Annotated in this window: 10 protein-coding genes; 5 read left to right on the forward strand and 5 right to left on the reverse strand. The window is 73.4% G+C overall.

From position 1 onward, the window contains the following. Window positions 1-83 precede the first annotated feature (83 nt). The 3 genes from ABD954_RS24685 to ABD954_RS24695 all read left to right on the forward strand — a co-directional run bounded on the left by ABD954_RS24685 (window position 84) and on the right by ABD954_RS24695 (window position 7,828). Window positions 84-1,784, forward strand: a complete 1,701-nt coding sequence (locus ABD954_RS24685; protein WP_345488966.1) for a carbohydrate-binding module family 20 domain-containing protein — start codon at window positions 84-86, stop codon at window positions 1,782-1,784. Between the two features lie 72 nt (window positions 1,785-1,856). After that, window positions 1,857-7,157 (forward strand): pullulanase-type alpha-1,6-glucosidase, encoded by a 5,301-nt coding sequence (pulA, locus tag ABD954_RS24690; RefSeq protein ID WP_345488967.1) that lies wholly within the window; start codon window positions 1,857-1,859, stop codon window positions 7,155-7,157. A 338-nt stretch (window positions 7,158-7,495) separates the two neighbouring features. Next, a complete protein-coding gene (locus tag ABD954_RS24695) occupies window positions 7,496-7,828 on the forward strand; it encodes a 5-carboxymethyl-2-hydroxymuconate Delta-isomerase (RefSeq protein WP_345488969.1) in 333 nt (110 codons plus the stop codon). Here ABD954_RS24695 and ABD954_RS24700 read toward each other — a convergent pair. Next, window positions 7,813-8,526, reverse strand: a complete 714-nt coding sequence (locus ABD954_RS24700; RefSeq protein WP_345488971.1) for a TetR/AcrR family transcriptional regulator — start codon at window positions 8,524-8,526, stop codon at window positions 7,813-7,815. The genes ABD954_RS24695 and ABD954_RS24700 overlap by 16 nt on opposite strands. A gap of 38 nt (window positions 8,527-8,564) precedes the next feature. Between ABD954_RS24700 and ABD954_RS24705 the strand changes: the two genes are divergently transcribed. Continuing rightward, window positions 8,565-8,900, forward strand: a complete 336-nt coding sequence (locus tag ABD954_RS24705; RefSeq protein WP_382745759.1) for a hypothetical protein — start codon at window positions 8,565-8,567, stop codon at window positions 8,898-8,900. 5 nt (window positions 8,901-8,905) lie between these two features. Here the strand turns inward: ABD954_RS24705 and ABD954_RS24710 are convergent, their stop codons facing one another. From ABD954_RS24710 to ABD954_RS24725, 4 genes are all read right to left on the reverse strand, one after another. Continuing rightward, entirely contained in the window at window positions 8,906-9,973 is a 1,068-nt protein-coding gene (locus ABD954_RS24710) for a PDR/VanB family oxidoreductase (protein WP_345488973.1), read from the reverse strand. After that, window positions 9,973-10,860 carry a metal-dependent hydrolase gene (locus ABD954_RS24715; RefSeq protein ID WP_345488975.1) on the reverse strand — a complete coding sequence of 296 codons (888 nt, stop codon included), beginning with the start codon at window positions 10,858-10,860 and terminating at the stop codon, window positions 9,973-9,975. Before ABD954_RS24715 ends, ABD954_RS24710 begins: the two co-directional genes overlap by 1 nt. A gap of 99 nt (window positions 10,861-10,959) precedes the next feature. Next, a complete protein-coding gene (locus ABD954_RS24720; RefSeq protein WP_345488977.1) occupies window positions 10,960-12,900 on the reverse strand; it encodes a hypothetical protein in 1,941 nt (646 codons plus the stop codon). Between the two features lie 160 nt (window positions 12,901-13,060). Continuing rightward, on the reverse strand, window positions 13,061-13,861 hold the full coding sequence (locus ABD954_RS24725) for a tyrosine-protein phosphatase (protein WP_345488979.1): 801 nt from the start codon (window positions 13,859-13,861) through the stop codon (window positions 13,061-13,063). Window positions 13,862-14,061: 200 nt separating this feature from the next. On the opposite strand from ABD954_RS24725, the gene ABD954_RS24730 reads away from it, so the two are divergent. Then, window positions 14,062-14,679: a hypothetical protein gene (locus ABD954_RS24730; RefSeq protein ID WP_345488981.1), complete on the forward strand. Its 618-nt coding sequence runs from the start codon at window positions 14,062-14,064 to the stop codon at window positions 14,677-14,679. Window positions 14,680-14,693: the final 14 nt, after the last annotated feature.

The following is a 14,693-nucleotide window of genomic DNA, read 5'->3' on the forward strand; positions in this document are numbered from 1 at the left end:
CAGTTGCTGACTTTTTCGGCAACTTCTTGCGAACCGGCTCTTGCGAGCCACTCTTGCGACAGGGACGTCGTACAGGAGGAATCATGGCAAGAAAGACCGTGGCCGCTGCACTCGCCCTTGTGGCAGGAGCCGCTGTGGCCGTCACGGCCCCGCCCGCCGCGCAGGCGGCCGCGCCGGGCGACAAGGACGTCACCGCCGTGATGTTCGAGTGGAACTTCGCCTCCGTGGCCAAGGCGTGCACCGACCAGCTGGGCCCCGCCGGCTACGGCTACGTGCAGGTCTCCCCGCCCCAGGAACGCATCCAGGGCCCCCAGTGGTGGACCGCCTACCAGCCCGTCAGCTACAAGATCGCCGGCCCGCTCGGCGACCGCACCGCCTTCAAGAGCATGGTCGACACCTGCCACGCCGCCGGCGTGAAGGTGGTCGCCGACACCGTCATCAACCACATGGCGAACTCCTCCGGCACGGGAACGGGCGGGACCTCGTTCTCCAAGTACGCCTACCCGGGCCTCTACTCCGGCGCCGACATGGACGACTGCCGCGCCGTCATCTCCACCTACCAGGACCGGGCCAACGTCCAGAACTGCGAGCTGGTCGGCCTGCCCGACCTCGACACCGGCGAGGACTGGGTGCGCGGGCGGATAGCCGCGTACATGAACGACCTGCTGACCCTCGGCGTCGACGGCTTCCGGGTGGACGCCGCCAAGCACATGCCGGCCGCCGACCTCGCCGCCATCAAGTCCCGGCTGACGAATCCTTCCGTCTACTGGAAGCAGGAGGCCATCTTCGGCGCCGGCGAGGCCGTCTCCCCGAGCGAGTACCTCGGCAACGGCGACGTCCAGGAGTTCCGCTACGCCCGCGACCTCAAGCGGGTCCTGCAGAACGAGAAGCTCGCCTACCTGAAGAACTTCGGCGAGGCATGGGGCTACATGCCCTCCGGCCAGTCCGGCGTCTTCGTCGACAACCACGACACCGAGCGCGGCGGCGACACCCTCAACTACAAGAGCGGTGCCCAGTACACCCTCGCCTCCGTCTTCATGCTCGCCTGGCCCTACGGCTCCCCGGACGTCCACTCCGGCTACGAGTGGACCGACAAGGACGCCGGCGCCCCGAACGGCAACCGGGTCGACGCCTGCTACAGCAACGGCTGGAAGTGCCAGCACGCCTGGCGCGAGATCGCCTCCATGGTCGCCTTCCGCAACACCGCACGCGGCCAGGGCGTCACCGACTGGTGGGACAACGGCAACAACGCCATCGCGTTCGGCCGCGGCAGCAAGGCGTACGTGGCCATCAACCACGAGTCGTCCGCCCTGACCCGTACCTTCCAGACCCAGCTGGCCGCCGGCACCTACTGCGACGTCCAGAGCGGCAAGGCCGTGACGGTGAACGCCTCCGGCCAGTTCACGGCCACCCTCGGCGCCGACACCGCGCTCGCCCTGCACACCGGAGCCACGAACTGCGGCACGGGCGGCACCACCCCGCCGCCCGCCGCCACCGGCGCCTCCTTCAACGTGAACGCCACGACCTCGCCGGGCCAGAACATCTACGTCACCGGCAACCGCCCCGAGCTCGGCAACTGGTCCACCGCCGCCGCCCTCAAGCTCGACCCGGCCGCCTACCCCGTCTGGAAGCTTGCCGTCTCCCTGCCCGCCGGAACGGCCTTCGAGTACAAGTACCTGCGCAAGGACGCCGCCGGAAACGTCACCTGGGAGTCCGGTGCCAACCGCACCGCGACCGTCCCCGCCTCGGGCCAGACCGTCCTGAACGACACCTTCCGCAACTAGCCGCCCCTCCCACCGCAAGGGCCGCCCCACCCGGGGCGGCCCTCTCTTCCCGTACCTCCTGGGAGCACCCCCGTGATACGCAAGAGAACGGCGGTCGCGCTGGCCGCCGCCCTGTGCGCCGCCCTCGTGCCCGCCCTCCCGGCGACGGCCGCACCGCGGCCCCCGGCCCCGCCCTCCGACAAGGCGCTGGCCGCCACCCCGGCCCGCCACGACCTGACCCGCGAGCAGTTCTACTTCGTGCTGCCCGACCGCTTCGCCAACGGCGACACCGGCAACGACCGCGGCGGCCTCACCGGCTCGCGCACCGCCACCGGCTTCGACCCGAGCGACAAGGGCTTCTACCAGGGCGGCGACCTCAAGGGCCTGACCCAGCGGCTCGACTACATCAAGGGCCTCGGCACCACCGCCATCTGGATGGCGCCGATCTTCAAGAACCGGCCCGTGCAGGGCGAGGGCAAGGACGCCAGCGCCGGCTACCACGGCTACTGGATCACCGACTTCACCCAGGTCGACCCCCACTTCGGCACCAACGACGACCTGAAGAGGCTGATCGCCGCCGCCCACGCCAAGGGCATGAAGGTCTTCTTCGACGTCATCACCAACCACACCGCCGACACCGTCGACTACGCCGAGAAGAAGTACGGCTACCGCCCCAAGGGCGCCCACCCCTACCTCGACTCCACCGGCCGCCCCTTCGACGACCGGGCGGGCATCCCCGCCGAGGTGGACGCCGACTCCTTCCCGTACACCCCGACCGTCGCACCGGGCCGCGAGACCAAGGTCCCGGCCTGGCTCAACGACCCGACGATGTACCACAACCGGGGCGACTCCACCTGGGCCGGCGAGTCCGCCGAGTACGGCGACTTCGTCGGCCTCGACGACCTGTGGACCGAGCGCCCCGAGGTCGTCGAGGGCATGAAGCGGATCTACGAGAGGTGGGTCCGCGACTTCGACATCGACGGCTTCCGCATCGACACCGTCAAGCACGTCGACCTCGACTTCTGGACCCAGTGGGCCACCGCCCTGGACGCCTACGCGAAGAAGCAGGGCCGCGAGGACTTCTTCATGTTCGGCGAGGTCTACTCCGCCGACACCGCCGTCACCGCCCCCTACGTCACCCGCGGCCGGCTGGACGCCACCCTCGACTTCCCCTTCCAGGACGCCGCCCGCGCCTACGCCTCCCAGGGCGCCGGCGCCGACAAGCTCGCCCGGGTCTTCGCCGACGACTACAAGTACACCGCTCGCCACGCCAACGCCTACGAGCAGGTCACCTTCCTCGGCAACCACGACATGGGCCGCATCGGGACCTTCCTCAAGCAGGACCGCCCCGGCGCCCCCGACGCCGAACTCGTCCAGCGGGCCCGCCTCGCCAACGAGCTGATGTTCCTGTCCCGGGGCAACCCGGTCGTCTACTCCGGCGACGAACAGGGCTTCACCGGCGCCGGCGGCGACAAGGACGCCCGCCAGCCCCTCTTCGGCTCCCGGGCCGCCGACTACCTCGACGACGACCAGCTCGGCACCGACCGCACCCACGCCTCCGACGCGTACGACACCACGCACCCGCTCTACACGGCGATCGCCCGGCTGTCGAAGCTGACGAAGGAGCACCCGGCGCTGCGCGACGGCGTCCAGCGCGAACGCCACGCCGAGGGCTCCGTCTACGCCTTCTCCCGCACGGACCCGAAGGCGAAGACCGAGTACCTGGTCGCCACCAACAGCGCCACCGAAGCGAAGACCGTCACTGTCCCCGTCGACTCCGCGCACTTCCGCACCCTGTACGGGGGACAGGGCGCCGTCGCCGCGAAGGACGGCAAGGTCACCGTCACCGTGCCCGCTCTGTCCTCCCTCGTCCTCAAGGCCGACGCCCCGCTGCCCGCCCCGGCCACCGCGCCCGGCGTCACCCTGAAGGCCCCGGCCGCCGGCGCCACCGGCACCGTGGAGATCACCGCCGACGTCACCGGCGGCGGCCTGAACCGGGTCGTCTTCGCCGCCCAGGCCGGCAACGGCCGCTGGCAGACCCTCGGCACCGCCGACCACGCCCCCTACAAGATCACCCAGCACGTGACGGCCCCCGCCGGCACCCCGCTGCGCTACAAGGCCGTCGTCGTCGACTCCGCCGGCCGCACCGCGAGCGCCCTCGCCACCACCACCGCCGGACAGGCCCCCGCGCCCGAGAAGCCCGTCGCCGTCGAACGCACCCACGCGGTCGTCCACTACAAGCGCCAGGACGGCGACTACGACGGCTGGAAGCTGAAGGCCGCCGGACAGGAAGCCGCCTTCACCGGGCGCGACGCCCACGGCGCCTTCGCCTGGGTCCGCGTCCCCGAGGGCGCGTCCACCGTCCCGTACACCGTCGAGAAGGACGGCACCACCGACGGCCCGCAGCGAAGCATCACCCTCGGCCGCACCGGCGAGGTCTGGATCACGCAGGGCCAGGACGGCCAGTCCGACACCAATCCGGCACCCGCTCCGCAGGACAAGGGCAAGGCCGTCCTCCACTACCAGCGGACGGACGGCGACTACGACGGCTGGGGCCTGCACCTGTGGACCGGTGCCGCCCAGCCCACCGACTGGTCCAAGCCCCTGATGCCCACCCGGGTCGACTCCTACGGAGCCGTCTACGAGGTGCCGCTCGCCCAGGGCGCGACCTCCCTGTCGTACATCCTGCACAAGGGCGACCAGAAGGACCTGCCCACCGACCAGTCCCTCGACCTCGCCACCCACGGCAACGAGGTGTGGCTGCTCGCCGGACAGCCGAAGTACCTGCTGCCGATGGCCGGCGGCACCCCGGCCCTCGACCTCACCAAGGCCGAGGCCCAGTGGATCGACCGCACCACCGTCGTCTGGAAGGTGAAGGCCACCGACGCCACCAGCCAGCAGCTGGTGTACGCCGAGGACGGCGGCATCACCGTCACCGACGGCGCCCTCAGCGACGAGGGCCGCTGGCTGCGGCTGAACGCGGGCGCCCTCACCGACGCCCAGAAGGCGCGCTTCCCGCACCTGAAGGACTACCCCGCCTTCACCGTCGACCCGCGCGACGCCGACCGGATCCGCGCCTCCCTGCGCGGCCAGCTGATCGCCACCCAGCGCGCCGCCAACGGCGCCCTGCTCGCCGCCACCGGCGTCCAGACCGCCGGCGTCCTCGACGACCTGTACGCGGCGAAGGCGACGAAGACGGCCCTCGGGCCCGTCTTCCGCAACGGCCGCCCCACGCTCTCCCTGTGGGCGCCCACCGCGCAGTCCGTCGCCCTCGAACTCGACGGGAAGACCGTGCCCATGCGGCGCGACGACGCCTCCGGCGTCTGGTCCGTCACCGGCCCCAGGTCCTGGGCGGGCAAGCCCTACCGGTACGTCGTGAAGGTCTGGGCCCCCAGCGTCCACAAGGTCGTCGTCAACAAGGTCACCGACCCCTACTCGACCGCCCTCACCACCGACTCGGCCCGCAGCCTCGCCGTCGACCTCACCGACACCCGGCTCGCGCCCCAGGGCTGGAAGACCCTGAAGAAGCCGGCCGCCGTGCCGCTGCGCGACGCCCAGATCCAGGAGCTGCACGTCCGCGACTTCTCGATCGCGGACCGCACGGCGAACCCCGGACACCGCGGCACCTACCTCGCCTTCACCGACAAGGGCAGCAAGGGCTCGAAGCACCTCAAGGCCCTCGCCGACTCCGGCACCTCCTACGTCCACCTGCTCCCGGCCTTCGACATCGGCACCATCCCGGAGAAGAAGTCCGAGCAGACCGAACCCGCCTGCGACCTGAAGGTCTACGCCCCCGACTCCGAGGAGCAGCAGGCCTGCGTCGCCGCCGCCGCGGCGAAGGACGCCTACAACTGGGGCTACGACCCCCTGCACTACACCGTCCCCGAGGGCTCCTACGCCACCGACCCGAACGGCACCCGCCGCACCGTCGAGTTCCGTCGGATGGTCCAGGCCCTCAACGGCCAGGGCCTGCGCACCGTCATGGACGTGGTCTACAACCACACCGTCGCCGCCGGACAGTCCGACAAGTCCGTCCTCGACAGGATCGTGCCCGGCTACTACCAGCGCCTCCAGGCCGACGGCACCGTCGCCACCTCCACCTGCTGCGCCAACACCGCGCCCGAGAACGCGATGATGGGCAAGCTCGTCGTCGACTCCGTCGTCACCTGGGCCAAGGAGTACAAGGTCGACGGCTTCCGCTTCGACCTCATGGGCCACCACCCCAAGGACAACATTCTCGCCGTCCGCAAGGCGCTCGACGCGCTCACCGTCGAGAAGGACGGCGTCGACGGCAAGGCGATCGTCCTCTACGGCGAGGGCTGGAACTTCGGCGAGATCGCCGACGACGCCCGCTTCGTCCAGGCCACCCAGAAGAACATGGCCGGCACCGGCATCGCCACCTTCTCCGACCGGGCCCGCGACGCCGTCCGCGGCGGCGGCCCCTTCGACGAGGACCCCGGCGTCCAGGGCTTCGCCTCCGGCCTGTACACCGCCCCCAACTCCTCCTTGGCCAACGGCACCCCGGAGCAGCAGAAGGCCCGGCTCCTGCACTACCAGGACCTGATCAAGGTCGGCCTGTCCGGCAACCTCGCCTCCTACACCTTCACCGACACCTCCGGGCGCACGGTCAAGGGCTCCGAGGTCGACTACAACGGCGCCCCGGCCGGCTACGCCGCCGCCCCCGGCGACGCCCTCGCCTACGCCGACGCCCACGACAACGAGACCCTCTACGACGCCCTCGCCTTCAAGCTCCCGGCCGACACGTCCCCGGCCGACCGGGCCCGCATGCAGGTCCTCGCCATGGCGACCGCGACCCTCTCGCAGGGCCCGGCGCTCTCCCAGGCCGGCAGCGACCTGCTCCGCTCCAAGTCCCTCGACCGCAACTCGTACGACAGCGGCGACTGGTTCAACGCCATCCACTGGGACTGCCGCGACGGCAACGGCTTCGGCCGCGGCCTGCCCCCGGCCGCCGACAACAAGGCCAAGTGGGCCCACGGCAAGCCGCTGCTCACCGACCCGGACCTGACGGTCGGCTGCGCCGAGATCGACGGCGCCTCCGCCGCCTACCGGGACCTGCAGACGATCCGCACCACCGAGCCGGTCTTCTCCCTCGACACGGCCGCTCGGGTCCAGGACGCCCTGTCCTTCCCGCTCTCCGGCCGCGACGAGACCCCGGGCGTCATCACCATGCGCCTGGGCGACCTGGTCGTCGTCTTCAACGCCACCCCGCAGACGCAGCGCCAGACGGTCGGCGCCCTGGCCGGGAAGGGCCACCGCCTCCACCCCGTCCAGGCGAACGGCGCCGACGCGACGGTGAAGTCCTCCGCCTACGACACGGCCTCGGGCACCTTCACGGTCCCGGCCCGCACGGTGGCGGTCTTCACCGCGCGCTAGTCCTCACCACCCGTTGTGCCCATCCGTTCCTCCCCCCGCACTTCGTCCGGGGGCCCCAGGCGGAACGGGTGGGCACGACGGAACGGCGCCCCTGCGGGCGCCTCCGCTCCGGCCCCTCGGGTGCCCACGCGTTTTGTGGGGCCCGACGGGGCCGGGAGCTCCGCAAGGGGCCGGCCCCGCCGGGCCAGGGGCTTCACCTGGTCCGTCGTGCGGCTTCACCAACGTGTCGAGATCGCGGCCGTCCGCCTGCCGGATGGTCACTTGTGCCGTCACGAGGCTCCCCGTAAGGGTGGGCCCGACACCCCCCGACCCGGTGTCCCGACCACGAGGAGCGACCCATGCCCCAGATCACCGTCGACTACTCCGCGCCCCTCGACCGGCGCGGCTTCGCCCTCGCCCTGCACCCGCTCGTCGTCGAGACCGTCGACGCGAGCCTCGACGCCTGCAAGACCCGCTTCCGCGAGGTGGAGGAGCTCGTCGTCGGCGACGGCGCCACGGACGACGCGGTCGTCCACGTGGAGATCGCACTCCTCGCCGGCCGCACCGACGAGGCCAAGGCACGGCTCGTCCAGGGCGTGCTCGCCCTGGTGCCCGAGCACCTGAAGGAGCGGGAGGGCGTCCGGATCTCCGCCGAGGTCCGCGACCTCGACCCGTCCTACGCCAAGCGCTGACCCGGCAGCCGCGGGACGAGGGCGACGAGCCGGGCCACCAGGTCGCCGAACGGGCCGTCGGCCGGCTCGTCGGCGAGGATGCGGACCAGGATCTCCGCCGTCTCCGGGTCGTGCGCGGCGCTGACCGCGGCCAGCGCCGCGAAGTCGTGCACGAGCTGCAACTCCAGCTCCGCGCGCGGCACCCGGCGGCCGTCCAGCCACAGCAGCGCCGTCGACTCGGCGAGCGACACCCAGGAACGGACGACCAGTTCGAGCCGCGCGGACGGCTCGGGGACCTCCAGGTGCGCCAGGATCTGCTCGTAGGCGGCCTGCCGCACCTCGTCGATCATCGTCTGGGTGGTGGAGGAACCGACCGCCGGGCCGCCCCGCATCAGCGCCGCGAAACCCGGGCCGTGGTCGTCGACGAAGTCGAAGAACCGGCCCATCACCCGCAGCAGACGCGCACCGAGCGGGCCCTCGGGCGGTTCGAGGAACCGGGCGGCCAGCTCGTCGGCCGCCCGCCGCAGCGCCGCCTCGTACAGGGACTGCTTGCCGGGGAAGTAGTGGTAGACCAGCGGCCGGGAGATGCCCGCGGCGGCGGCGATGTCGTCGATGGAGACCTCGTCGGGGGAGCGGTGGCTGAACAGCTCGAGGGCCACCCCGATCAGTTGCCTCTTGCGCTCCTCGACGCCCATCCTGCGGCGTACCCCGGTCGTCATGCGAACAGCCTAACGGGAGTCCGTTACGCTCCCGGCACATGAGTGCTTCTGAGCAGGACACGCCGGAGACCGGGCCCGACGCGGCCGCAACCGAGGCCGACGAGCTGGCCGAGCGCACCGGTCTCACGCCCCGGCAGGCCCGGCTCCTGCGCGTCGTCGTCGGCGCCGTCCTGCTCGTGGTGATGGGCGTGGTCCTGGCGGTGCGCCTCGCGGCCCACACCTCCGTCCTCGTCGTCGGCGTGTACGGGCTCGCCATGATCCTGTGCGGTGTGGTGATCGAGCTCTCCCGCAACGGCCGTACCCGCCTCGCCACCTGGCTCCTGGCGGGCGGCCTCCTCGCCGCCCTGGCCCTGGACTGGCTGGTCCTGCCGTAGGGCCTTCAGAGGTCGAGCACGAGCCGCCCGCCCGAGCACCGCGAGACGCAGATCAGCATGGAGCCGGCCCGTTCGGCGTCGGTGAGCAGCTCGTCCCGGTGGTCGACCTCGCCCTCCAGGACCCGCTGCCGGCAGGTCCCGCAGAAGCCCTGCCGGCAGGAGTAGAGCACGTCCGGCACCGCCTCGCGGACCGCCGAGAGCACCGACTGGCCGGCCGCCACCGTCACGGTCCGTCCGCTGCGCCGCAGTTCGACCTCGAAGGGCTCGCCGCCCTCGGTCCGGGCGGCCGAGAAGCGCTCCAGGCGCGGTACCCGGCCCTCCGGCAGGGCGGCGGCCACGGCGTCCATCAGCCCCTCGGGGCCACAGCAGTACACGGCCGTCTCGGCGGGGGTCGTGGCCAGGAAGGACAGGTCGGGCAGGCCGTCCTCGTCCTCCGCCACCACGGTGGCGCGGGCGCCGCCCAGACGCTCCAGCTCGTCGGCGTACGGCATGGTGGCCCGGCTGCGCCCGCAGTACAGCAGCCGCCAGTCGGCGCCGGCGGCCTCGGCCGCGCGGACCATCGGCAGGACCGGGGTGATGCCGATGCCTCCGGCGACGAACACATAGGACGGGGAGGGGACGAGCGGGAAGCGGTTGCGGGGCCCGCGGATCTCGATCTCCGTGCCGACGTGGAGCTGTTCGTGCACCTCGCGGGAGCCGCCCCGGCCGCCCGCCCCGTCCTCGACCAGACGGGCGGCGACGGTGTACGCGTCGCGCTCGGCCGGGTCGCCGCACAGCGAGTACTGGCGGACCAGCCCCGACGGCAGGACGAGGTCGACGTGTGCGCCGGGCTGCCAGGCGGGCAGTCCCGTACCTTCCAGGCGCAGTTGGACCACGCCTTCGGCGGGTTCGGTGCGCGCGGCCACGAGTACGCGCCGGGTGACGGTGGCCTGCCGCCCGCGGCCGGAGACCGGCTCGTCGAGCGCGGGCATCGGCCACAGCGGCGAGGCTTCGATCCGGCGCCGCAGGGCCCGCCTGGCGAGCAGCGCGGCTCCGGCGACGAGGACGGCGGTACGGAGTCGGGTGCGGCCCATCAGTGCCGGCCTCCGCCCGCGCCGGGGGAGTTCGCGAGATAGGCGGCGGCCTGCGCGGTGGAGCCCTCCTGCGTGGGGTGGTAACTCCGGCTCAGGTACCGGGGTATGGAGCGCAGCATGTCCGGTGTCGACGGCAGCACGCCCTCGCGGCCCTTGCGGACGAGCTGCCCGATCGACGGCTTGGCGCCCAGGAGTGTCGGGTCGTTCTCCATGAAGAAGCGGACCCCGCGCTGCCACAGGAAGACGAGCGCGGTGAACGCGGTCGCCCAGGTGCGGGCGCGCCGCCGGTAGGTGCCGTCCAGGTGCAGGAACAGCTCGAAGGCGACCGAGCGGTGCTCGACCTCCTCGGCGCCGTGCCAGCGCAGCAGGTCGAGCATGACCGGGTCGGCGCCGGCCCGGTCGAGCGCCTCGGCGTTGAGCACCCAGTTGCCGAGGAAGGCGGTGTAGTGCTCGATGGCGGCGATCAGCGCCACGCGCTCCATCAGCCACCAGCGACGGGGCCGGCCGGGCGGCAGGGTCCGGTCGCCGAGCAGCTTCTCGAAGAACCAGTCGACCTGGGCGGTGTACGGGGTCGGGTCGAGCCCCAGCTTCTTGAGGTGGGGCAGGACGTCGTCGTGGGCCTGGGAGTGGACGGCCTCCTGCCCGATGAACCCGATGACGTCCGCGCGCAGCCGCTCGTCGGTGATGTACGGCAGGACCTGCTTGTAGACGTGCACGAACCAGCGTTCGCCGGCGGGCAGGAGCAGATGCAGCACGTTGATGGTGTGGGTGGTGAAGGGGTCGCCGGGAACCCAGTGGAGCGGGGTCCCCTCCCAGTCGAAGGAGACCTTGCGGGCCTTGAGTGCGATGTGCTCCGACGCCACCGGTGCGGGCTGCGTATTAGACATGGCGTCAATGTACTGAGGGGTAGACGACGGGACCAGGGTCGTGCACACCCTTTTTCCGCTCCGCCCGGGCCCCTGGCCCCGAGCCCCGCGGGCGGCCCGTCAGCGCAACGACCGCACCCGCGTCCCGTCCCGCAGGGTGCCGGACAGGTCCGCACGGCTCCCGGGTGCCGCCTTCACCGCGAGCAGAGGCCCCTCGGAGCGCTCCTTCACGCCCCCCGACAACGTCAGCGACGCGAAGTCCTCCGTCCCCGCCGCCAGCGCGTACCACTGCCCGCCCTTCGCCTGCCACACCGCTCCCGCCAGCACCCGCGGCTCCCGTGCCCCGCAGGCCGGCGACCCGTCCGAGCGGCCGGCGACCGCCGCGGGGCCGGTGGTGCCCGGCCCCAGGAACAGGGCCAGGGCCCGGCTGCCCGTGCCCCGCCAGGTCTCCGCCCGCGCGCACAGCCACTGCGCACGCCCCGCGCCCTCGGGCAGCCGCTGGGCCGCGTACGCCCAGGAGTTCACCGACCGCACCCCGCGCGAGAACATCGCCGGCAACTGACAGGCGACCCGCGCCCACTCCGCCCGGGCCGCACCGCCCGTCACGTCCGCGGGCCGGCCGGGCGGCCCCGAGGTCAGCCGGGCCGGGACCAGCTCGCCGAGGTCGGTCAGGAGCCGCGTCCCGGTCTCGTCCCGCACCTGGAGCGCGCTCCAGCGCGTACAGCCCGGCGCCGTGGCCGGGCTCGGGAGGGGCTCCGTCACCCCGTGGGCGTCCCGCGCCAGGACCCGCGGCTCCTTGTCCGGCAGCAACAGGTCCAGCACCGCCGCCTCCCGCACCCAGGGCGCCGTCAGATAGCGGACGTTGCCCGCCGCCCGGGAGACCACGAGCGCCGCCGAGCCGACCGCGTCCGCCCCGTCCGTCCGCGCGAAGTCCAGCGCCGCCCCGCCGGTGCTCCCGGCCGGCTCCGCATAGCGCACCACCCGCAGCCCGTCGAAGAACAGCACCACGTTCGCCGCGTCGACCCGCCCCGCGAACAGCAGCTGCGGCGAACCCATCGGCGGTCCCGGCGGCGTCCCGGGCGTCGCCGAGGCCCGCACGGCCGGCCCCGGCCGTGCCCACACCGCCAGCGCCCGGCGCAGCAGCGCCGCGTCGTCCGTCAGGTCGCCGCGCACCGGCCACACCGAGAAGTCCGTCCGGGACGAGATCTGCCGGCCGGCCGCGCCGACCCGTTTCAGCCCCTCCGGGTCGAGCGCCGCCTCCGCGGCCGGGTTGCGGGCGTACGAGGGTGCCGCAGCACCGTTTCTGCCCCATCCGTCGGCCGGCAGCCCGAGCAGCGTCCCGCACACCACGACCGCCGCTGCCGCCGCCAGCGCCGCCTTGCCGTGCTGGCGCCGCCGCATCAGGTCCGTCGGCCGCGCCTGGAGCGAGCACGGGTCGAACTCGGCCGACTCCAGGAGCACGGCCCCGCCGAATCCCCCCGGCGCCCGGACCCCGTCCGCCTCCGCGAGCGCCGCCCGCGGGTCCTCGACCCCGGCCGCCGCCAGGACCCGCAGCACCTCCGGGTCGCCCTGCCGCTCCAGACCGCGCAGCACGTACGCCGCCCGGCCCGCTCCGGAGAGCGCCGACAAGCTCTGGTCCAGGGCCAGTTCGTCGGCGCCGCCGGCCCGTGGGAAGAGCCTGAGGCCCCACACCTGCGGCAGCAGCGGCGGGAACTGCGCCCGCCGCGGCAGCGCCCGGCGCCGCAGCGGCAGCCCGGCGACCAGCGCCTGCCGCAGCACCTCGCCCCGCACGTACGCGTACCCCGGGTCGACGGCGTCCTCCGCCGCCCCGCGCGCCCCCGGCACCACGCCGGCGCCACCGGAGACGCGGCGGCGCGGCAGCGACCGCTGCACCAGGGCGTGCGCGGTCAGCACCCGCCGGTTGCGCCCCAGGGAGGGCGGCAGCACCAGATAGGCGATCCGGACGAGCCTCGGATAGTGCTCGACGAGCGCGGCCTCGGCCTGCTCGACGTCGACCGGACCGGGGGAGCCGGGGGCGGGGGCGAGTTCCTGGGTGCTCACGTTCAGCAGAACGAGCGAATGATGCGATGGTCACCCCGGCCCGCGCGGGGGCCGGGGCCGCCGTCGGCCCCGCCGGGCTGACCGCCCCTCGGCCCACCGGGCCGCCGTTCCGACGGGCCGCCGGCGGGCCGGTCCGCCGTCGGCCGCCGCCGAGACGGCCTCAGGCCGCGTACACCGTCAGGCGCTCCCGGATCACGTCGGTGACCTCCTCCGGCACGCCGAGCCCCTCCCGTACGTACTTCTCCATCGAACCGTGCCGCACCGCCACCTCGTCCAGCGCCGCCTCCAGGTACTCCGGCACCACCCCGATCAGCGCCAGGGCGAGGTCCGGGTCGCCGCCCTGCGCCGTGAAACCCTCGATCAGCGGCGCGAACGCCTGGCGCGCTCCCGGGTTGACCGCCAGGTACTCCGTCATCACCGTCTCCTCGTCCGCGCCGAGCACCGAGAGCACGAGCGTCGCCGCCCAGCCGGTCCGGTCCTTCCCGGCCGTGCAGTGGAAGAGCAGCGGGCCCGCCGACGGATCGCCCAGCTCGGTGAGGAAGGCCCGGTAGGAGGCGCGCGCCGACTCGCTGGTCACGAAGGCGCGGTAGGTCCGGGTGAAGGCGTCGAGGACCCGGCCGCCGCCCAGGTGCTTCTCGGCGAGCGCCGGATCGGAGAGCAGCGTCTTGAGGCGGGCGGCGGGCGGCAGACCGCTCGTCGCCAGGTAGTCGGCCAGCACGTCCGCGACGAGCAGCCGCCCGCCCGGCGGCACCCGGTCGGGCCGCTCCGCCCGCTCGGCGGCGGTGCGGAAGTCGACCACCGTACGGATCCCGAGCGCCGACACCAGGGGCTCGGCGGCATCGAGCCGGTCGAGCTGCCCCGAGCGGAAGACCAGCCCCTCACGGACGCTGCGGCCCTCGCCGAGGGGGAGGGTGCCGAGATCGCGGAGGTTGGCGACGCTGGCGGCGGGGATGGCGGGCATACGTCGACTCCTCCGAAAACGGTATGAATCATGCTTTTCTGTGAACCGTAGCCGATACTCCGGCAGGCGGTCTTACCGGTGCGGCGGCGGAATGAAACGATGGCCCCACCATGACGCACACCCGGTCGCCGCTGCGCGCCCTCCGTGCCGCGCTCTTCGCGGCGGTGTGCGTGACTTTGGCCGCGACGGGGCATTCGTCCATGTCTGCCCATGCGATCCCGATGGGTTCCCTCCTCGCCGCCTTCGCGGTGACGGCCGCCCTCGCCTGGGCCGCCGCGGACCGCCGCCGCGGCCCCCTCGCCATCGCGACCGGCCTGGCGGCCGTCCAGGGCGTGCTGCACCTGATCTTCGGGGCGGGGGAGCACACCGCGACGGCGGTGGCGGACGTTCCGGCCGAAGTGCTCGCCGACCCCTACCTGACCCACGCCGCGCATGCCGCCCACGCGGCTCATGCCGCGCACGCGGAGCACATGGGGCACGGCATGGCCATGGGCGGCGGCTCCGCCGGAGCGGGTTCCGCCTCCGGCATGCTCGCCGCCCACCTCCTCGCCGCCCTCGTCTGCGGGCTGTGGCTGGCCCGCGGCGAGGCCGCGCTGTTCGCCCTCGCGCGGACCGCCGGCGCCCGGGCCGCCGCCCCGCTGCGGCTGCTCCTCGCCGCCGGACACCTCCTCGCCCCCGTACCGCCCGCCCCGCGGCCCGTGCGCCCCCGCGCGCAGGCGCGCCGGCTCCATGGCGTCGTCCTCGCCCACTCCGTCTCCCGGCGCGGGCCGCCCCGCCCGCCCGCACCCCGCGCCACGGCCCTCGGAGCACACTTCTGACGTGGATCGACCGG

The sequence above is a fragment of the Streptomyces roseoviridis genome (assembly GCF_039535235.1).
Taxonomy (GTDB): domain Bacteria; phylum Actinomycetota; class Actinomycetes; order Streptomycetales; family Streptomycetaceae; genus Streptomyces; species Streptomyces roseoviridis.

What these genes read in the sequence shown, in the direction of transcription:
- ABD954_RS24700 (WP_345488971.1), bottom strand. Translation starts at nt 8,526, where the DNA reads ATGACGACCGGGGTACGCCGCAGGATGGGCGTCGAGGAGCGCAAGAGG.
- ABD954_RS24725 (WP_345488979.1), bottom strand. Translation starts at nt 13,861, where the DNA reads ATGCCCGCCATCCCCGCCGCCAGCGTCGCCAACCTCCGCGATCTCGGC.
- ABD954_RS24705 (WP_382745759.1), top strand. Translation starts at nt 8,565, where the DNA reads ATGAGTGCTTCTGAGCAGGACACGCCGGAGACCGGGCCCGACGCGGCC.
- ABD954_RS24710 (WP_345488973.1), bottom strand. Translation starts at nt 9,973, where the DNA reads ATGGGCCGCACCCGACTCCGTACCGCCGTCCTCGTCGCCGGAGCCGCG.
- ABD954_RS24730 (WP_345488981.1), top strand. Translation starts at nt 14,062, where the DNA reads ATGTCTGCCCATGCGATCCCGATGGGTTCCCTCCTCGCCGCCTTCGCG.
- ABD954_RS24685 (WP_345488966.1), top strand. Translation starts at nt 84, where the DNA reads ATGGCAAGAAAGACCGTGGCCGCTGCACTCGCCCTTGTGGCAGGAGCC.
- ABD954_RS24695 (WP_345488969.1), top strand. Translation starts at nt 7,496, where the DNA reads ATGCCCCAGATCACCGTCGACTACTCCGCGCCCCTCGACCGGCGCGGC.
- ABD954_RS24715 (WP_345488975.1), bottom strand. Translation starts at nt 10,860, where the DNA reads ATGTCTAATACGCAGCCCGCACCGGTGGCGTCGGAGCACATCGCACTC.